The organism is Robertmurraya siralis, from assembly GCF_005502275.1.
Taxonomy (GTDB): Bacteria; Bacillota; Bacilli; order Bacillales; family Cytobacillaceae; genus Robertmurraya; species Robertmurraya siralis.
Genome location: NZ_SWLZ01000012.1, coordinates 88,823 through 108,665 on the forward strand (window position 1 = coordinate 88,823; position 19,843 = coordinate 108,665).

Genomic DNA, 19,843 nt, shown 5'->3' on the forward strand with positions numbered 1-19,843 from the left:
GCGATAACTAACCGCTCTCTTTCAATGCTATTGTTTCTCATCTCCCTTTTCCATCGTCAGGTTGATCAGAAACGAAAAAAACTGTAGATAACTCTATTTCTTTTGATTGTCTACAGTTTAGATGGCCGACTTGATTACTTCAAACGTTAAGCTGTATTCTAAACTCCACGCTTATTGCCCCAAATAAGTGTATGGAGTTGTGGAAGTACTTTCACACTTTTTAATGTATGATCGTCTATCGTTTTATTGATCAGCCATTCATACTTATTTAATAGCTGGCGAATAAGTGTCTCATTATCTTCTGTTTTACTGTCATCATTGCCTACTTGTAAATAAAATGGTAAATTCGGATAACGCAGATGGATCTTTTTCGCATACAAAAAGTCCTCATCATCAAATATCACAACTTTCAAGCTAATCTGACCGGTACTTGACTCGATATAATTATGAATAATTGTATCAAGTGCCGCAAAGTCTGTGTTCATCCCTGAGCTTGGAGGCTTTGGAGAAATAGTCAACTGATCGATCTGAAGGAACCAATCTTGCCATTTAGACCCTTGCGTTTCTAATCCAATATCGATATGATTTGCTTTTAACAGGGCGATTAAATTCGAAAGATTCTTTAACAGGGCTGGGTTTCCTCCTGATAAAGTGACGAAGGAAAATCCATCGCCACCAATTCTCTTTAATTCATGCCAAATCTCTTCTGCTTCCATTTGTTTAATTAAGCTTTTACCTGATCCATCCCAAGTGAAGGCAGAATCACACCATGAACAGGAGTAGTCACATCCAGCAGTTCGGACAAACATTGTTTTTTGGCCAATAACCATTCCTTCACCTTGAATAGTTGGTCCAAAAATCTCCATTACCGGAATTTTACTCATTTTCCATCCACTCCCTTCTTGCCTCGGCATAGCTTGTAGGTGTTTCAAATAAACGGATAAATTCAACTCTAGTATTTGGATAGGACTGGGTTAGTGCAGTCTGTAATTTTTCATAAATCCACACAACCATATTTTCCGCAGTTGTGTTCATTTTCGGCAGCGTTTCATTTAAGTAACGATGATCTAAGAATATTTCAATATCCTCTTTCCAAATTTTTTTCAGGTCAGCAAAATCTATGACAAGACCAAGCTCGTCCGTAAAGCCGCTCACTCCTAAGATGACTTTATACGTATGTCCGTGAAGATTTTTACATTTTCCTTCATAACAATGGAGATGATGAGCTGCATCAAAGGTAAATTCTTTGCTTATTAAAACACGCTTCTGATGATATTTTAATTCACTTTTTTGAATGTCTTTATCTATTTTTTGCAATTGATCAACGATGCGAAAACCGAACATAGACTGATCCATCATCCCTTCACTCCTTCACGAGTGGAAAGATAGCTTTCTAAACCGTTTTTTCTTAGCTTACAAGCAGGACACTCCCCGCAGCCATCACCAATAATCCCATTGTAGCAAGTAAGTGTTTTTTCACGGACAAATGCCAATCTATTAAGCTCATCAGCCATTTTCCACGTTTCTTCCTTGTTTAGCCACATCAATGGTGTATGAATGACAAATTCCTTATCCATGGACAAATTGATTGTAACATTTAATGATTTAATAAAGGCATCACGACAATCAGGGTAACCGCTGAAGTCAGTCTCACAGACACCTGTTATAATATGTTTTGCATTGACTTGACTAGCAAGGATTGCGGCGAATGAGAGAAAAATAAGGTTTCTTCCAGGCACAAAGGTAGACGGAAGCTCACCGTCCTCCCCTTCTTCAATTTTAACATCATCTCTTGTCAACGCATTGGTCGTTAATTGATTCAATAAATTCATATCTAAAATATGGTGATTTACATTCAACTCTTTTGCGATCTTTTTAGCACACTCAATTTCTTCAATATGCCGTTGATTATAATTAAACGTAACCGCCTCAACTTCCTTAAATGTTTCGAGTGCCCAAAACAAACAAGTTGTGCTATCTTGTCCACCGCTAAATACAACAATCGCTTTTTCATCTTTTAACATAAAAATTACTCCTTTTCAAAAGAAAAAACAGTACCCCAAGATCGAAGTACTGCTTCATCTTAGTTTTTTTAGAGAGGGGTGCTAGAACCTCTTTTATTCAGCTATTACAATACTAGCATAATTTTTCTAAAAGGGGTACTCGGATGAACATAATGACGAGAGATTATGTGATTAGCCAAAAATCGTTTCCTCGATCAGGATCGTATAAAAAAACCTCCTATTAAGAGAAAAAGCCTCCTAAAAATAATTAGCGAGGCAGTTTATATTACAATATTTTCTTTTGCTCCAACTTATCTTCGCTCACCATTTGTTCCAATTCAAGTCTCATTTTCTCAGTTTCTATTAAAAAGTTTTGATGTTTCAATTTCTCCAATTCCAATTGATCTTTAATCATCTTATGCTTCATTTTCGTCTGCTTTTGAAAATGGTCTGTAATAATAGCAACGAGCGGGATCGAAAAAATCATGATGACAGTCACTGTTCCAGTCATAAAAATCCTCCTGACGAAATATTATTATGCTTACATTTTACACCAGAAATTATTCACAAGGAATGATTTTATGAAAATTGCAGCTATTGGTTTTTTACCATTGCAAAACTAAAAATGTGATTTTTGATGCTCATAACAATATACATTTCCTTTAAAGCGATTTGAATGAGCAAGACAGTATTGTGTCACTTTACTAGAAACTACTTTACCACAAGTTTTACAAGTGGAATTTCCCGTTGAATTAGGAGTTTCTTGAGTTTGTCCGTTCAGTGTCCTGATGTGTGCTGCTCTTATTTTTTTATCGGTTATATTCCCCTCACTCACTGTGGTATACATATTTAAAATATCAGCTGTAGTAAAAGGTGGCTGTGAACTGCTTAGCTTGATAACATTTAATTTTCTCGTTACGTATTCTAATAGTTCTATGTCATAGATGATGAGATCGTTAGAATTAATTTTTCTTAGCTCTTCATTTACTTTAAAAGTACTTCTGCGGTTAAAGGAAACTACTGAAACAATATTTTCATTTGTTATTTTTGGTAAAATCGACTTAACAGCCTCAATATGGCCATAATTTTGATGAAATGGGTTGGTGAAATTGAATTTGCCATTCAGTGACCATTCAGTGCGATTTCGATGGCCATAAATAACACCGGTATAATTTTTCGTCTCAATAACAAATATCGCATGAGTCGTAAAAACGATATGATCAATTTGAGAATACCCAGATTTAGTTTTTTTGCTTGGAAGCAAAACATCACTTAAGTATTTAAACTCTTGCGGTAATTGCTCTAGCTGGAGATTAATTTTATATTCCCCTATTTCTCCAATTCTGGTATTTTCAACTTTATTTTTTTTGCCTTCCTTCAAACTAGTTTTATTCAGTTGCTGCTTACTTGAATTGTTAAATAATCTTTTAAACATATTTGTGCCTCTCTTAAAATGGAAACTCTTCACATTTGCCGAAATCCTCAATCATTTTACTGGAACATACCCAGTCTGTTCCACGATATATTGTCCTTGCTCAGAAAGCATCCAATTGATGAACTCCTCGACATGAGGATTTGTATTTCCACTTGTAGTTACCGCGTAAAGTGGAGCAACGATTGGATAAGAATCGTTTTGAATATTTTCTTTGCTAGGTGTCATTCCGTTAATCGCGATATATTTAATTTTACCATTCTCCACCATGTTTTGTGAAAAATGCCTAAAAGAAAAGCCGATCGCATTGGTGCGATTTTGATAATTGGTGGTTTCGGTAATAATCCCTCCCATGGCCGAAACGATATCTTCTGATGGCGGTTCCATTAAAGGTACATCGCCCATCACGTTTATTAAAGCTGATTGACTCCCGCTGCCTTCAGGACGTTGAAAAGCACGGATTTCCTCATTCTTTCCACCAAGCTGCCTCCAATTGGTGATTTTTCCCGAGTAGATCGCTTGAATCTGTTCCATTGTTAGTTCATTAATCGGATTTTTAGAATGAACAAAAAAAACAAATGCTTCTCTCCCAATCGGTGTTAAATTCAATTCAATCCCAAGCTCTTCCGCATTGCGCATCTGTTTTTCCGATGGCTGCGCAATAAAAATAAGATCTACATCGCCTTTTAAGAGACGGTCGAAAGCTCCGCTTGTCTGACTTGAAACAACTTCACTATCGTGAAGTGAATAATCCTTTTTTGGATATACCGCTTGGGCAAAAGCAGAGTATACAGGATATAGCGCTGTGGCACCATCTAACTTAGGAAGATCATCGGAGATTTTCAGTGTTGAAGGTTCTTCCAGCGAAACAAGTTTCGAGCCTTCAACAAACGGGGTGTACTCTGATAAATCAACATCTTGGGTGCTCACCACTTCAAGTGATCTTTCATAAGCTTCATATCCTTCATATGAAACGATTGAAACAATAGCAGCTGCAATAAGAATGATTGTACTTCTCTTAAACATTTTACTTTGTGCTTTCCCATAAATCAGAAAAATAATCATTATAATGAGTGCAATTGTAAAAATAGGAATAAAAAATAAATAAAATGGTTTGTAATCAAGCAATGAAATAAAAACGGTCGTTGCAAATCCCAAAAATCCCAACAAAAAAATGGTCAATATTGAGACAAATAGCTTCATCAATTCTTCCTCCCTAAATAACTAAATAATTTAAAATTCTATAGTGTAATTTTACACTATTAGTGCTATTTGTCAATTATATTTAGCAAGATCAACCAAATTTGCAATGCGCCATTTTTAATGAACAGCTGTATTGGTTGTGTTTAAGTTGTTGGTTTTGTACCGCTCTGTCGAAGAGTAGAGAGCTTTAATGATGAGAAACTTCACTTTTCTTTTAATTGACTAGAACTCTTGTTTGTAACATTGCCTTCTTGCACATTTAGCCCATTTCTTTAAGTTCATGGCACTAAAAGTAAGCATCGCCTGCATGGACTTGTTTTAATTCCTCTAAAAGTTGTCCATCGCATACCATGCTTTTCTTTTGCGTCCGCAAAGAGTCGTTCAAACGACTCTTTACGGCATTAGTATAATTCTTTGAATTCATTTGTATGACAAAGGTGTTCAGCTTCTTATAAGTGTCGCTGTATTCGCTTCTTGTGATTTTTACTCAGTGTATACTGTTCAAACAAAGGAACACTTTCCATTTCACCGAATTCGATTTATATTTTCTATGTCCTTCCTTTTTGTTGTAAAGGGATATCTCCCAGTACCACCTCTCATATTTTAGCAAAATCTAGCATCTGCTCCCTATTTCGAAGCAATTCTATTCTAACCCTTCAATCAAAATTTCTTTTGCTGGTAGAAAAAACTCTCCTGTATCTAAGTAACGAACTTCCACTTTATCACCTTCCTGTAAATAGATAGCAAAGGGATTCGTTTCAGATGAAATGACGTAGCTCTGTTTATTATTCAATAAGAAGGTGATTGTCGTAAAATCGCCGACCTTCTCCTTATAAACACGTATAACTGTTCCACTAATTTCCTTTTCCTCTGCTTTCGAGCTTCCATCAACCGTACTACCCCCTCGTTGCAATGCTGTTTTGTAGAGCTTCAGTGCTTCATTTGGTGTATTTGCATACACAGAAATTTCTGGGTTGGCAGCGGAAACGATAAAATAGTTTTGAAGGAAGCCATTTGAATCAAGTACTGGAGTAAGCCAACTTGCTTCGCCATAGAAGTTATAGAGAACAGGCATCTGACCCTTCCACTTCTTTTCTATAAATTTCTTTTCAATAATTTGCAAAGCACCTTGTGAATCCATGTAAGACTGTTCAAGATTGCCAGTGTAGTATGTTGCTTCACCTGTTCTAGCGTTTGTGAGAGAATAGCCTAGCATCGAATCTACATTCTCTTTTGGACTTGTGAAATCAGTGAAATAAAACATATCCCCATTTTCATCAAATATCGGACTAACATTTGCCACTGTTCCTTCATCAGAAGGCAGCTTTACATCTTTCTTTCCAAACTTGCTATTCCAAAATCCGTGAATATAATTTCCGAAATAACTATTGTGTAAACTGACAACTTCTGGAGAAACAGCACTATCAATAAATTCTGGAATTTCTGCTAAACGAAAGTCACTTGTTTCCCCTGTCTTTGGGTCTACCATCACAATCCCTTTGACATCAAAGCCATTTCTAGCAGAAATGAATTGTCCATAGGAACGAATATAAAAAGGCTTACCATCATCATCAATTTCTAATTGCACATCCCCATAAAAAATATGATGCGGATATTTCATCCGTATATGGCGTTCAAGATTCTTATGAAGATAGGAGGATGGTGTGTATTCCATTTCAGCTTTCATAAATTTGGGATTGTCACTTGAATCGGTTGCACTGATCGTAAAATAACCTGGTGTATTATCGCCATTTAACCATTTAAAAAAACCTGAAAATTCTACAGGTGCTATATATACATATTCTCCATTAACCTTTTGAATTTGCAAATTTCCAAGTTCGTAATAGCTTGTGTTTGGAACCTGGCCAAACGCTTTTTTCATCTTATTTCGAGCAAATTTTGGTGGTACACTTGCTGGCGTTTCACTTTCAGAAAATGTTTCGATTTCTATTTTTTCGCTCATTTTTGCTACTTCGTATTTTTCATTAGCATTAAAAACAAATGCTGATAATAATACCGCTCCAAATACTAAACTTCCAAGAAACAATGCTCCTTTGATCAGCCTTTCTTTTCCAGAAGCAAAAATTGTTCCTAACAGAGTCACAGGGATAGCCAATCCCCATAAAGATGTAAAGTTTCGATCAAGATTTGTTACATAGTAGAATGTAAAAATAAAAATAATGATAAGAGCAATCCCAATCAGCATTACTCCTGTTTTTGATTTCTTTTCCTCTTTCTTATTTGTTCTCCTACCAGTAAAGGGAATCAGCACCAGTGCAGAGGCTAATCCCGCGATAAGTGAAAATAGATAAATATTGCCCATAATAACCCTCCTGTCATAAAACCTACAAATAAATTTACGGATGAGCAAAGCAGAAGTTTCAAAAGAAGAATATTAGCGCTAGTTAGGTTCCCCTTAAATGTAGGAGAACTATCGATTTGTTTCTTACTATTTGATCGTCTCTTAAAGAAGGAGAGTGCTAAATTTGCACTAAACATAAATACAACCCACAAAAGAGTTCGCCTTGAAATACAAATTCAATATTTTTGCACAAAAAAAGGGATGAGAACTGTTCCCATCATCCCCTACTTAACCACTTTTATATAAAAGTAAATATCTTGACCGTCCTTTTCTGGCGCAACTACCAACTCATACCCGTGCTTAACAGCTTCTTCCGGTACGCTACGGAAGGACTGTGGACAATCGGCAATCACTTCCAACACCTCTCCAATTCTCATCGTTTTCAGCGCATCCAGCGCATAAATAACTGGGTATGGTCAAGGTTCACCACGAATATCTAAGGTGTAGTCGATTTCAAGTTCTTGTGACATGGATTAAACCTCCTTTATGGTGATATGTTTCGTTTGTTCATGTTTAATTCCTGTTCCATAACGAAACCGTTTTTCCCACCAATTTGAGAACAAGAACCATAGCACTAACATAATTAACGTACCAATAAGAGCTCCTGTTGGCCCCCATTCAGTAATTAAATTAACCTGCGGCCATCCAGCTGCAAGTGTATTGAAAATGCCAAAGTGATCCCAGCCATAGGATAACAGGGTAGCCCCAACAATGTTCCCTGCTCCCACAATCAAAAACAATACTTGTCCCTCCATGGCACGATACATCATCCCTGTTTCACAGCCTCCAGCAAGAACAATTCCGAATCCAAATAAAAGACCGCCGATTATAGTACTAGGTGCGGCGATTTTAATAATTTGGGTAGAGCCTGCTTGAATAAAAATAAAAGTAACAACAACGCTAATAATCATCCCTACTGCGATCGCCTTTGACATGATGGCACGTCCACTAATCCATAAATCGCGGAATGCGGATGTGAAACAAATTTGTCCCCGTTCAATCAAAATACCAAAGAATGCCCCTGCAAGTGCGCCAACTGCAAGTAGATTTTTGCCTGTAGCAAGAAAATATACAATAATCCCCGCATATACGCAAGCTAACAACCACCCTAAAACGGGTTGTATATTCGAGTTCTTTATTTTTTTCCTTTTCATACTTCTTTTTCCTTTACTGCTTTGAAGGTTTGGTTTTCCAAGCCACCATCTTGTATTGACCACTTTTACTCCAAAAAAAGTTCCGACCGCTGTCATAATCATAAAAATCCATGCGTGGAAAGAAAACTGAGGAACCCCCGTAAAAAAGGCAGCTAAGTTACACCCCATTGCCAGTCTCGCACCAAAACCAGCAATAATCCCACCAATAAATCCTTGTACAAGACGGCGTTTTTGGTTAGGTATACGAATTTTGAAACTGCTACTTAACAAAATCATCATCAATGCTCCCACGAGCATGCCAATCACAATCCAGCCATCCGTACGATTAAGAGGAGACCCATTTATCCCAATTAACTCGAAGTAGGCCCATTTGGACACATCCACACCGAACCATTGTAAAACATGTCCTCCTAATCTTGTAAACTCCCCCGTTACAGCCCAGACAGTTCCGGTTATTCCAAAATATAGTGCGCTGAGCAATCCTGCAATTCCAATCGCTACATAAGGGTTCCAATATTCTTTAAATATTTTATGGTATAAATTCATTTTATGATGAATCTCCTTTTAAAAACTTTTCTACTTAAGATAATGTAATCACTTCATATTTAGAAGATAACTCAATAAAGTGTTGCATACTGCTGATTTTTCCAACCACTAACTTCTTCTCTAGTTCATAGTAGTCGACGCATGTTTTACAGGCTAGAACGTCAACACCTTTCTTCTCCAGTTCGATTAAATGAAGAGAAACGAGAGAATCCTCTGTTAATGTTCGTACACCCCTATTCATACAAAAAATGGCCTTAGGTAACTCTTCCTTTTGCTTAAGAATGGTAAAGAAGGTTTCTAAAATTCCCTCTCCTAATTCTGCTTCCCCCTTCCCAAGCTGATCAGATGAAAGCAATATAATTTTATTTTCCATTAATTTTCCCCTTCTTAAAAGTTTTCTTAATTCGATGATAAATAGCTATAAATCAAGATTAATTCTCACATTTTCAAATTTTAACATTTAATCATCTAGTATATTCATTCATTTTTTAGATAGAATCAATAAATATTTATCTATTTTTTGAATGTGCAGTTGAGTAAAATAGGAATTTCTTGAACGAATGGAATTTAGGAGATAGTGTAAGTTCCTTCTACTTTGAAGTGATAGGTAAGGCCTCCTTAACATTGTATGATCTTATGAAAAATAGAACGTCCCTCCTTCCTGCTTTGTTTTACAGTTCAGAGGGAACGAAATCGATTTATGTTCGCAAATAATGTTTTTCGCCGTCGAAAACAGGAATTTCATCGTTAGGTAGATACCATTGTGTTTGAAGATGAATGTTGTGCTTTTTTAAAAGCCTATGTAACTCCTCCATATACACACCACGCGTTGGATCACAGGAAGGGCTGCTTTGTATAGCGAGTGAACCGACGATTTCATATCCCGCACATGTATATTCTTTCAATTGTTCAATAATAGGCAGTAATATTTTTCGACAATGAGTGCGATATTCTTCATTATTGTATTCTTCATATGTCATCGATGGTCTGTCTAAGCCTAGAAAAGTAAATTCCGGGCATGGGAGCTGCAGGACACCTACTCCTTTTTTTTCAATCCATCGTAAAGCAGAAGGAATCGCACCAAGTGCTCTTGCTTCATCATCAATGACTGTGTTTTGATTTAAAATACAATGGGAAGATAGCAATATTTTCTTGCTACGCTGCATGTTTATTCGCTCCAATATGATAGACTTTTAATAGATAAGGGAGTTTTGAAACAATAAACATAACGAGCAGACATGTGGCAATTTTATCAAGGAAGTTTCCGGTAACTCTTGATATGAATGTTGAAGCAAATACGCTTTCCCCTGAAGCTCTTAGCCATAAAACGATGACATCCATTCCGCTGCCATTCAGACCACCGAAGACAGCAACTGAAATGGGAGTGCCAATCAACGGTGCAATAATTGCTAATATCATTCCAGTTATTAATGCAACATACCACTTCATGAAATTAAATTTCCTTGCCATAAAGCCAACGACAAGTGCGACGGCAATATTAACAATTCCGAAAAATATCGCCGATGGTGATGAGGTTACACCTAATACAAGATTGGTTAACAAACCAACAAGTGCTCCCCACCATGGACCATATAAAACTGCCATCAATACTGTACCTATTGTGTCTAGAAACAATAATGGTATTTTCAATCCACTTACGACGGTTCCTAGCACAACATTTAATGTAATACACATTGCTCCATAAGTTAAAATCAATGGTTTTCTTTTGTTCATATCTCTTCTCCTCCTATTCAAAATATATCATCAATCGGAGAACGTAAGGATAGTTTAAATCGATATGAACGATATGTATTAATTGAAGAAATCTATTCGAAACTTGTGAAAATGGTTTAAGCAATTATTTCAATCGATAGTTAACAAATTTATATTACATTTTTACGTATAATATACGTTGCAATTCCAATCAGACATTTAGTCTTTAATAATTAACCCGAGTAAACTCGCAAATTGTAATGCCTGATAAGTTGAGACTTTACAACCTCTCATATCCTTCATATCAATAATTAACTGCTCAAATGTCGAGGTACTGATATCAACCCCTTTTAATGAAGTTTCACTAAAATTAGCTCCTTCTAATTGACACTCATGAAATTCCACATTTTTAAATTTGCAGTTAAAGAAATCAATCCCTTTAAGCGAACTATTTTGATAGATGGTCTTTTCCAGTTTCGAATCAGCAAATGAGCCAAATCAACACTGACATTGACAAAATCTTATTTTTAAAGGGCTCTTCCTTATTATCTTAATCTTAAATTGCAAGGGAAGCGAATCTTAAAACGCTTTAATAGTAACAATGAACCAGGATCAGTTTGATTTAGCCATTATTCCCTAGCAGCAAATTTACTACTTATTTTTAAATATATACTGACCTTAAAACAAAAAATCTGCCCACACTAAGAAGGACAGATTCTTATTCATACATAGATACTTCTAGAAGCAAAATTACTCACAACGCAGAATTCTCTTTGTTTTGTTAAAACGTCCGCTAGCTTCACATAGCTGTTAATCCACCATCAACAACATATTCAGCTCCAGTGGAATAGCTTGATTCATCAGAAGCCAAGTACAACACGAGACTTGTCACTTCCCTAGGTTGAGCCATTCGGGCAAGCGGAACCTGTTTCGCATATTCTTTAATCATCTCAACGGCATCACCTTCTGTTACCATTGTTGTTTCAATTATTCCAGGATGCACCGAATTTACTCTAATTCCCAATGGAGCCAATTGAAGAGATGCTGCTTTTGTCATCCCGCGGACAGCAAATTTTGTATCGGTATAACCTACTGCACCTCCAACTAGCCCGTTAATGGAAATTTCTTTTATAGAAACAGATCTTTACTTATTTTTACCGGAAGGAGCAAGAAAAAGCAGTTAATAACCTACTAGACTCTTATAAAAATTCTAGCTGTTTTAAAATGCTAGAAAACTATCCTTTCATTATTTTAACAAGTGCAAGTACTTTGCTCTCCCTTACTGCTTTTCTCTCATTAGTTTTTTATCTCTATCCAGCTCTTCCTGTGAACTGCTTTTATCTTTAATGAAAAAAGAAATAATCAGCCCACTAAGTGTGAGGAGCGCCACAACAATGAATGCTACATTAGCCCCATATATGTCAGGATTTATAATTTCTCTGCTAGCTGCCGACCTTTCTGATGTCGTCATAACTGTGACAAGTATTGCTGTTCCGACAGAAGCAGCAATTTGTCGCATCGTGTTATCCATTGCTGTTCCATGAGGGATTAATCGTTTAGGCAATTGATTTAAGCCTGCTGTTGCAATAGGCATCAAGACCATTGATAAGCCAAACATTCGAATGCTGTACATAATCGTTAAATATGTTATTGTTGTCGATGTATCTAAACGAATAAAAGCAAATGAAGAAATCGTTAAAATAATCAAACCTACCATCACAAGTTTCTTGGCACCAAATTTATCAAAAATTCTTCCCGAAACCGGAGACATCAATCCAGTTATTACTGCCCCTGGTAGCAATGTCAGGCCCGCTTCAAAGGCGCTGAAATCACGCATATTTTGCATATAAAGCGGTATGAGTGTTTCGACTCCTATCAGCCCCATGAAAGCAATCATTCCAATTGCTACAGCAAATGGGAAAATCGAATATGTAAAGACACGGAACTCGAGCATCGGATGCTTTAGCTTTAATTGCCGGTAAATAAAAATGACAAGTGACACTACTCCTATAGTCAGAGATAATATCGTGATCATTGTAAACCAGCCATTATTACCTGCCGATGTAAATCCATATAGCAAGCCACCAAAACCGAAAGATGAAAAAATGATTGATGGAATATCAAGCTTTGGCTTTTGCACTTCTGTAACATTTTTTAGAGCGAAAAACGCGATAATGATATCAATAATTGCGATAGGCAAAATAATATAAAATAGCACCCGCCACGAATAATGTTCCGTTACATAACCGGATAACGCCGGCCCAATTGCCGGTGCAAATGAGATTACCAGTCCAATCAGCCCCATTGCTGCTCCACGTTTGTTGACAGGAAAAATCATTAAAAATACCGTTTGCATCAAGGGTAGCATTACGCCAGCACCAGTGGATTGAATGACGCGACCGACTAATAGCATTGGAAAATTCGGGGCAATAGCTGCGACAAATGTGCCCACTGCAAATACGCTCATCGCTGTTATAAATAGCTGTCTAGTCGAAAAACGCTCTAATAAAAACGCACTAATTGGAATCATAATGCCGTTAACTAGCATAAAGACAGTTGTTAGCCATTGCGCGGTATTAGCTGTAATTCCCATCTCTTCCATAATCGGCGGAATTGCTGTAATCATTAATGTTTGATTTAATATAGCAATAAACGACCCTGCAAGTAACAAGATAACAATTGTTCTTCTGTTGAAATTTAAATTTTGCATAACATACCTTCCCTCTTGCTTTAGATTACTTTATAAAGAATACATGATTCGGTACCAATATTCTATTAGTTTGTTTCCAATTTAATGAAATTTAAGAGCAGCTTTGTTTACAGACATTTTGTAACAGCAAAAACAAAAAATGGATTAAAAACAAAAAACAGCAGGAACAGTTCCTGCTGTTGGATTGGTTATATTTCAAATCATGTAGAAATTGTATGACTTGCTTCATGCTTATCTTTATTCATTACTTTACGGAGGTATGGCAATACGTAGCGATCTAATCCGTATTTACCAGCATTATAGCCTGCTGCTGCAATAAATACTCCCATGATGATGTCTGTTGGGTTATGAGATACAGTGCCGGAAAGCATGAATGAGAAATTCATCACGAGGGCAAAAAATGCTGCTGCTGTTGTTAAACAGCCAAGTATCAAACCTAAACCAACTAATAATTCTCCCCAGGCAACGAGAGTGCTAAATAAACCTGCATTTGGAACGGCAAAGCTGTCCAAAAATGTTACCCAACCACTATACACTGCTGAACCATCCGGTCCCGTAACAGGGTTGGCAACTGCTCCCTTTAAAAAGCCACTTGCATCAAATCCTCCTGTAATTTTGCCCCATCCTGCTGTCATCCATGCCCAACCAAGATAAATACGCACGACCGTTAAAATAACTGCAACAATATTGTTCTCCCTTAATAATTTACCAATCATAATAAATCTCCCCTTATGCAACTTGCTAATATTATTTTCTTTCTACTTAAAGATTAGCATTAAAAACTAAGAAATACATTATATTGTGATTTTATTCACAAATTTGATACAAAGTTATGGCAGACTTTTGAACATGGTTCATCAATAATTTAATGTGTAGGAAAACTTATCTTTTTTCTTCTAACTTGCATATATCGATAACATTTTTGTTGTTTTCTCTCATACACTTTATGTAGAGGTGATGACTGTGGCGAGGGTGAAATATACGGAAAGCGATGTAGCCTTAGTGGCAAGAATGATGCGGGCTGAGGCTGAAGGGGAAGGTCGACTCGGAATGCTTATGGTTGGCAATGTTATCGTCAATCGACTTAAAGCGAATTGTTTAGACTTTAAAGATTTAAGAACGATTTCACATGTTATTTTCCATGTTCAAGGAGGAAATTATTCCTTCGAAGCTGTACAGAAAGGAAATGTTTTTTATAATCCTGCACGTGCTGTTGAAAAGAAATTAGCGAAACAAACTTTAGAATTTTGGAGAGAACATCCTTCCAAGTATGCATTATGGTACTTTAATCCGTATGCTCCCTGTCCACCTACATGGTATGATCAGCCATTTGCAGGACAATTCAAACAACATTGCTATTATGAACCACAGGCAAATACATGTGATAGTGTATATGCATGGTAAAAAATCGCCAGCGGCAGCGACTTTTACCTTCTGCAAATACTTTAATTATAGTTTTCTTTCCAAGATGAACTGCCCGTTGTTTACGGGCAGCATTCCTTTAATCCTTATTCATCTGCTTACGTACATAAATACTTGCCAAAATTACTGCGCCAGTGAGCAAAGATGCCCACCATGAGAATTCAAAAGAAGGACCGATTTTGGGCAGAAACTTGACTGTTAATAAGATCAAAGCCATACCGATGGCTCCAATGAGACCAGCTTTCATTATCTCTTTCCATTTGCTTTGTTTTTCCTTAAACAAAGTGCCCTCAATCAACTTTAAAATATATATTATCGTCACAATCACAAATGTGGCAATGACGAATGCAATCACGATAACAGTAACCGGATATACAGTTGAATTAACTGCTGTGAACGGGGACAATACTAAGAAAAGAAAACCTCTAATTATAAGCAGCCAACCAACAATATTGGCAACAATCCCACTAATGAACGGGAACAGTTCTCGTTTCTTAGATTTTGGAAGCTGCTCGATAATTTCATCTGCATACCCTTTTAAGTCATCACCAAATATATCTTTTCCTGTTTTTCCTATCTGCTGCCCTTCAAGTAGATGATCAAGTAATTCCATTAATATTTCTTCTGTATGCAATTCGGAAAGTCTGAACTTAAGTCGGATATAAATTAATAAATCACTATAATATGCTTCATTTTCTGGAGTTAATAATTCTCTTTTGCGATTGTTCTCTTCAACCAAAGCTTTAACATTCATAACTGGCTTCCTCCCCCTATCAGCAATTCATTGACTGGTTTTGATAATTGAGTCCATTCTTCGGTTATTAGTTGCAATGCCTTTTTCCCTTCTTCCGTCAAAAAATAATATTTGCGATTTGGACCGGATTCAGAAGGCTGCATTTCTCCTCTAATTAAGCGGTTTTTTTGAAGCCTTAATAAGATCGGATAGATTGTCCCTTCACTAACATCTGCTAAGCCAATCTGAAATAATTTTTGCGAAAGCTCGTAACCGTACACAGGCTCTTTCTCTATCACTGCCAATACACATCCATCTAATATCCCTTTTAACAACTGGCTTCTTATTGACATTGGCATCATCCTTTCCTTGCTAGTTTGTAATGCAAGATAGCATGGTATTAAATAAAGCTATTTGGTAAAACATAATAGCTTTTCAAAAAAAAACTAACTTGCAATACATAATAGTCATTTTCAGTGTAGCATCGTTGCAATTTTTTTGTCAAGATATCTTTTAAATGCCACTAAAATTGCTTTCATTTCGTTTAAATCTGTCGTTTGATCAAGTTCATGCACCATCTGGAAACAATAAGAAAAATTATAGAAAATTGGAGAAACAAATATGATAAGGTATAAGCAAAAATTCGTCTCAGTGAATCTCTCACTGCAAAGATATGTTGGTGTTGAGATGAAAAAGCAGTGAGGTTATCCCCACTGCCTTCTCTCTATTTTAAGCTGAAATAGTTTGCCCTGCTTCGTTCTTGCCTTTCCCTGTTAATTTACGAAGATATGGTAATACGTAGCGATCTAAACCGTATTTGCCAGCATTGTAGCCAGCAGCTGCAATAAATACGCCCATAATAATGTCTGTAGGATTATGAGATACTGTCCCAGATAACATAAATGAGAAATTCATAACAAGCGCAAAAAATGCAGCTGCTGTTGTTAAACAGCCAAGAATAAGTCCTAAGCCTACGAGGAATTCACCCATTGGAATTATGAAATTAAATAATCCTGCATTTGGAAGGGCGAAACTTTCAAGGAATGTTACCCAACCGCTATAAACTGCTGTTCCATCTGGACCCATTACAGGGTTTGCAACTGCACCATTTAAAAACCCACTTGCATCAAAACCGCCAGTTAGTTTTCCCCAGCCCGCTGACATCCAGGCCCAACCTAAATATATGCGGACCACTGTTAAAATCCCTGCAACAATGTTGTTTTCTCTTAATAATTTACCAAACATAATAATCTCTCCTTACTAAGGTATAAATGATGAATATATAATAATTTCTTTCCTGTGAAAAGATTAACATGTCTAATCCAACAAAAACATAATATTGTGTAATAGTTCACAATGTTGAAACAAAACTATGACAAATTTTTGAACATCTAAACTAAGCTATTTTTACTTCTTACAATTTCATATTTAAGATTTTTATTAGACCGACAATTATGAAACAGATTGTTAGAATATGTCTTTCCTTTGACGCCACTTCATAAGAAAAATAGCTTCAGCAAGCAATTGAATACAACTGATCTAAGTAATTTACAATTAATGGAATTGAAAGTTGTAATGAAAAAAGTTGAAAATATTCGTGAATCAATATAGTGATTGAGGCCATGAATGCAGATACTATATAAGAGAACTTTAAGGAGTTTAAAGATAAATGGAGAAACAATTTAGCTTTAAGTGATTTGACTAGTAAATAAGGAAAGGAGACTTTTTATATCCTGATAAGTTTTATGAGACCTATTAATTTTAGTATCCTTATTTCGTGCTCAACTGACGAACCTGTTAATTAATACCTATATTAAAATAAGGAAAATACGGAGATATAAATCTACAGCATTCCCCAGAAAAAACTGATTTTAGCGGTAAGAAAGAATAGAATCATCCCTATTATAACCACCTTAATGATTTGTTTTGGAGTCTGATACAATATAAATATTGTGGAAATCCAAAGTATCAATTCTAGAGTATCCTTGATATAAATATACCAATTTCCAATCCCAAATGCCTGTCTAGAAATGAACATGATTATTATTGCAGAAATTGAAGTAGCCATTATTCCCTTACCTTTTGCATACCAGCATACATAAGCGAATAATGGCGAAATAATAGTCATGATTATCCAAATTGTCATATATGATTTAGGGAAAAATCCAGCGATCATAATAGTATATAGATAGTAGCTACTTACCAAGCCTGCAAAAAACAAAAAAACATTTATTCCGGACCTAACAGGTGTTTTGCTATACACAGATATTAGTATGGCAAGGAAAAGCCAAATTCCCATACGCGAAAAAAAATTCCGTAAATCTAACACTTCAAGAAAGTAAGGTAATAAATTACTTGCAGTTTCATCAAGAACTTTGGAGACTAATCCTAAAACAACTCCTGCAATAAATATTAAGACAGAGTATAACAATTGTCTTGATTGTGATATTTTTATTGGTCTGCGAATCTCATTTAAAAACTTTTCCATATATTCCTCCAAGGCTTACCCAAACAAATTCTAAAGCTATTTTCCAATTGTAGCTGCTCAACTATTTCTAGAGCTTCCTGCATTTAACACTAACAATTTAAAATGCATAAAATGTTATTTCAAAAATAAACTATTTCATAGAAATCTTCAAGATAAATTGGTCAAAATAGCCATCATATTCACAAAAAAGACAGGAAATTTATCATTTATTTCCTGTCTTTACCCTTTCAAAATGATTATGGCCATTACACTTCTAGCAATTGTCGCTCTTCAATTGTTACTTTTATTTTTTGCGTTTCCTTCTTTTCCAATAAGCCAAGCGTTTCGGAAGTATTCGTGTGAACTGCTTGCAACAATGCTTGATCTTCCACAAGTGATTTCCCATACGATGGAATCATTTCTGTAATTTTTTCGTTCCATTTTTCTTTATAATCAGGAAAGCATTTCTCAATAACCTCGAGCATAACATGAACTGCAGTCGAAGCACCTGGAGAGGCACCTAGCAATGCCGCAATTGAACCATCTTCGGCGTTGATCACTTCCGTTCCAAATTGCAAAGTTCCTTTGCCTCCCGTTTCAGTATCCTTAATTACTTGAACTCGTTGGCCAGCAACGATTAAATCCCAATCCTCCGATTTGGCAGTCGGGATGAATTCACGAAGCTCTTCCATTCGTTGTTCTTTTGATAACAGTACCTGTTGGATTAAATACTTCGTTAATGGGATTTCTTTTACCCCTGCTGCAAGCATGGTTAACAGATTATGGACTTTTAAGGAAGTGATTAAATCCAACTTAGAGCCTGTTTTCAGAAATTTCGGCGAAAACCCTGCAAAAGGTCCGAATAATAATGACTTTTTATTGTTAATGAATCGTGTATCAAGATGTGGAACAGACATTGGTGGTGCTCCAACCTTTGCCTTGCCATAAACCTTTGCATGATGCTTTTCAACCACTTCCGGATTATTACAAACCATAAATAATCCGCTTACAGGAAATCCGCCAATATGCTTTCCTTCAGGAATACCTGATTTTTGCAGGAGGTGAAGACTACCTCCCCCGCCACCGATAAAGACAAATTTCGCTGTATGTCTTTCAGTCAGGCCGTTTTCTTCATTTTTTACTTTTAATTCCCACTCGCCATCATCCGTGCGATTAATATCTTTAACACAATGATTATAGTTAATCTGTACATTTTGTTCCTTTAAATGTTGAAACAGCATCCGAGTTAAAGCCCCAAAGTTTACGTCCGTACCTGAATCGATTTTCGTTGCTGCTATCGGGACATTCAATTCGCGCTCTTGCATAATGAGCGGTATCCATTCTTTTAACTTATTGGGATCATCGGAAAATTCCATTCCTTGAAAAAGCGGGTGGTTTGATAGCGCTTCAAAACGTTTTTGTAAAAAAGAAACATTTTCTTCTCCTTGCACAAGGCTCATATGCGGTAACGCCCGAATAAAATTTTGTGGATTTTTGATCAACCCCTTCTTAACTAGATATGACCAAAACTGCATAGAAACTCTAAACTGTTCATTAATATTAATGGCCTTGCTAATATCAATTGTTCCATCTGGCTTTTCAACTGTGTAGTTTAATTCACAAAGTGCCGCATGACCAGTCCCAGCATTATTCCACTCGTTAGAACTTTCTTCACCTGCAGAAGCAAGCTTTTCAAACACTGTAATGTTCCAATCTGGCGCTAATTCTTTTAAAATGGTTCCGAGCGTAGCACTCATAATTCCAGCACCAATTAAGATAATCTCTGTTCTTGTTTCCCCGTAGCTCATGTTTATCGGACTCCTATAATTCGCAGAAAGAATGATAAGCACAGTACTTAGACTTACCTCGACTCTGGATTTATTATTATTTAATGATAGTTTATCAGAATTTTTGATAGATTAAAATATTTATTTACTATAAGTATAAGTAAAACCTAATAATACTTGATAATTCGTAGAAATGGAAGACTTAAATTAAAGCGTTTACATATTTTTTCCTAAAAATTTACAATTGCTTAATGTAAAACAAGGATCGAATTATTAGCCTAGAAAAATATCAATAACTAGAATCAAATTTT

At 36.1% G+C, this 19,843-nt stretch carries 20 protein-coding genes and 3 pseudogenes; 1 reads left to right on the forward strand and 22 read right to left on the reverse strand.

What is annotated here, in order from left to right; translation table 11 throughout:
* Positions 1-158: 158 nt before the first annotated feature.
* From queE to FCJ93_RS14705, 17 genes and pseudogenes are all read right to left on the reverse strand, one after another.
* Complete coding sequence (queE, locus tag FCJ93_RS14630; RefSeq protein ID WP_137744020.1) at positions 159-884, reverse strand: 7-carboxy-7-deazaguanine synthase QueE; 726 nt, start codon at positions 882-884, stop codon at positions 159-161.
* Entirely contained in the window at positions 877-1,356 is a 480-nt protein-coding gene (gene queD, locus FCJ93_RS14635) for a 6-carboxytetrahydropterin synthase QueD (protein WP_137744036.1), read from the reverse strand. The genes queE and queD overlap by 8 nt, the downstream gene beginning before the upstream one ends.
* On the reverse strand, positions 1,356-2,024 hold the full coding sequence (gene queC, locus FCJ93_RS14640; RefSeq protein ID WP_095313401.1) for a 7-cyano-7-deazaguanine synthase QueC: 669 nt from the start codon (positions 2,022-2,024) through the stop codon (positions 1,356-1,358). The genes queD and queC overlap by 1 nt, the downstream gene beginning before the upstream one ends.
* Positions 2,025-2,289: 265 nt before the next feature.
* A complete protein-coding gene (locus FCJ93_RS14645; RefSeq protein ID WP_095313402.1) occupies positions 2,290-2,514 on the reverse strand; it encodes a hypothetical protein in 225 nt (74 codons plus the stop codon).
* Between the two features lie 108 nt (positions 2,515-2,622).
* Positions 2,623-3,438: a nuclease-related domain-containing protein gene (locus FCJ93_RS14650; RefSeq protein ID WP_095313404.1), complete on the reverse strand. Its 816-nt coding sequence runs from the start codon at positions 3,436-3,438 to the stop codon at positions 2,623-2,625.
* Between the two features lie 51 nt (positions 3,439-3,489).
* Entirely contained in the window at positions 3,490-4,638 is a 1,149-nt protein-coding gene (locus FCJ93_RS14655) for a PstS family phosphate ABC transporter substrate-binding protein (protein WP_095313406.1), read from the reverse strand.
* 222 nt (positions 4,639-4,860) lie between these two features.
* Positions 4,861-5,200 (reverse strand): annotated as a pseudogene (locus FCJ93_RS25490) (transposase); the annotation flags it as partial.
* An 81-nt stretch (positions 5,201-5,281) separates the two neighbouring features.
* A complete protein-coding gene (locus tag FCJ93_RS14660; RefSeq protein ID WP_095313408.1) occupies positions 5,282-6,961 on the reverse strand; it encodes a hypothetical protein in 1,680 nt (559 codons plus the stop codon).
* A gap of 263 nt (positions 6,962-7,224) precedes the next feature.
* Entirely contained in the window at positions 7,225-7,404 is a 180-nt protein-coding gene (locus FCJ93_RS25265; RefSeq protein ID WP_235879496.1) for a sulfurtransferase TusA family protein, read from the reverse strand.
* 69 nt (positions 7,405-7,473) lie between these two features.
* On the reverse strand, positions 7,474-8,700 hold the full coding sequence (yedE, locus tag FCJ93_RS14670; protein ID WP_137744021.1) for a selenium metabolism membrane protein YedE/FdhT: 1,227 nt from the start codon (positions 8,698-8,700) through the stop codon (positions 7,474-7,476).
* A 34-nt stretch (positions 8,701-8,734) separates the two neighbouring features.
* Positions 8,735-9,073 carry a DsrE family protein gene (locus FCJ93_RS14675; protein WP_095313411.1) on the reverse strand — a complete coding sequence of 113 codons (339 nt, stop codon included), beginning with the start codon at positions 9,071-9,073 and terminating at the stop codon, positions 8,735-8,737.
* A gap of 325 nt (positions 9,074-9,398) precedes the next feature.
* Positions 9,399-9,866, reverse strand: a complete 468-nt coding sequence (locus FCJ93_RS14680; protein ID WP_095313413.1) for a CD3072 family TudS-related putative desulfidase — start codon at positions 9,864-9,866, stop codon at positions 9,399-9,401.
* On the reverse strand, positions 9,856-10,455 hold the full coding sequence (locus FCJ93_RS14685) for a CD3073 family putative ECF transporter S component (protein ID WP_268951594.1): 600 nt from the start codon (positions 10,453-10,455) through the stop codon (positions 9,856-9,858). Before FCJ93_RS14685 ends, FCJ93_RS14680 begins: the two co-directional genes overlap by 11 nt.
* Before the next feature lie 177 nt (positions 10,456-10,632).
* Positions 10,633-10,905 (reverse strand): annotated as a pseudogene (locus tag FCJ93_RS14690) (pentapeptide repeat-containing protein); the annotation flags it as partial.
* A gap of 307 nt (positions 10,906-11,212) precedes the next feature.
* A pseudogene (locus tag FCJ93_RS14695) lies at positions 11,213-11,533 on the reverse strand (SDR family NAD(P)-dependent oxidoreductase); the annotation flags it as partial.
* A gap of 159 nt (positions 11,534-11,692) precedes the next feature.
* Positions 11,693-13,123 (reverse strand): DHA2 family efflux MFS transporter permease subunit, encoded by a 1,431-nt coding sequence (locus FCJ93_RS14700; RefSeq protein ID WP_095313419.1) that lies wholly within the window; start codon positions 13,121-13,123, stop codon positions 11,693-11,695.
* A gap of 200 nt (positions 13,124-13,323) precedes the next feature.
* The gene (locus tag FCJ93_RS14705; RefSeq protein ID WP_095313421.1) at positions 13,324-13,839 is read right to left on the reverse strand and encodes a DoxX family membrane protein; all 516 of its coding nucleotides are present in this window, start codon (positions 13,837-13,839) and stop codon (positions 13,324-13,326) included.
* A 247-nt stretch (positions 13,840-14,086) separates the two neighbouring features.
* Between FCJ93_RS14705 and FCJ93_RS14710 the strand changes: the two genes are divergently transcribed.
* Positions 14,087-14,527, forward strand: coding sequence for a cell wall hydrolase (locus tag FCJ93_RS14710; RefSeq protein WP_095313423.1), 441 nt, complete (start codon positions 14,087-14,089; stop codon positions 14,525-14,527).
* A gap of 97 nt (positions 14,528-14,624) precedes the next feature.
* Here the strand turns inward: FCJ93_RS14710 and FCJ93_RS14715 are convergent, their stop codons facing one another.
* The 5 genes from FCJ93_RS14715 to mqo form a co-directional block, all read right to left on the reverse strand.
* Positions 14,625-15,299: a DUF1129 family protein gene (locus FCJ93_RS14715; protein ID WP_095313426.1), complete on the reverse strand. Its 675-nt coding sequence runs from the start codon at positions 15,297-15,299 to the stop codon at positions 14,625-14,627.
* Positions 15,296-15,631 carry a PadR family transcriptional regulator gene (locus FCJ93_RS14720; RefSeq protein WP_137744024.1) on the reverse strand — a complete coding sequence of 112 codons (336 nt, stop codon included), beginning with the start codon at positions 15,629-15,631 and terminating at the stop codon, positions 15,296-15,298. The genes FCJ93_RS14715 and FCJ93_RS14720 overlap by 4 nt, the downstream gene beginning before the upstream one ends.
* 376 nt (positions 15,632-16,007) lie before the next feature.
* The gene (locus FCJ93_RS14725; protein WP_095313430.1) at positions 16,008-16,523 is read right to left on the reverse strand and encodes a DoxX family protein; all 516 of its coding nucleotides are present in this window, start codon (positions 16,521-16,523) and stop codon (positions 16,008-16,010) included.
* A gap of 598 nt (positions 16,524-17,121) precedes the next feature.
* A complete protein-coding gene (locus FCJ93_RS14730; protein WP_095313432.1) occupies positions 17,122-17,766 on the reverse strand; it encodes a hypothetical protein in 645 nt (214 codons plus the stop codon).
* Positions 17,767-18,011: 245 nt separating this feature from the next.
* Positions 18,012-19,586 carry a malate dehydrogenase (quinone) gene (mqo, locus tag FCJ93_RS14735; RefSeq protein ID WP_408014801.1) on the reverse strand — a complete coding sequence of 525 codons (1,575 nt, stop codon included), beginning with the start codon at positions 19,584-19,586 and terminating at the stop codon, positions 18,012-18,014.
* Positions 19,587-19,843 lie beyond the last annotated feature (257 nt).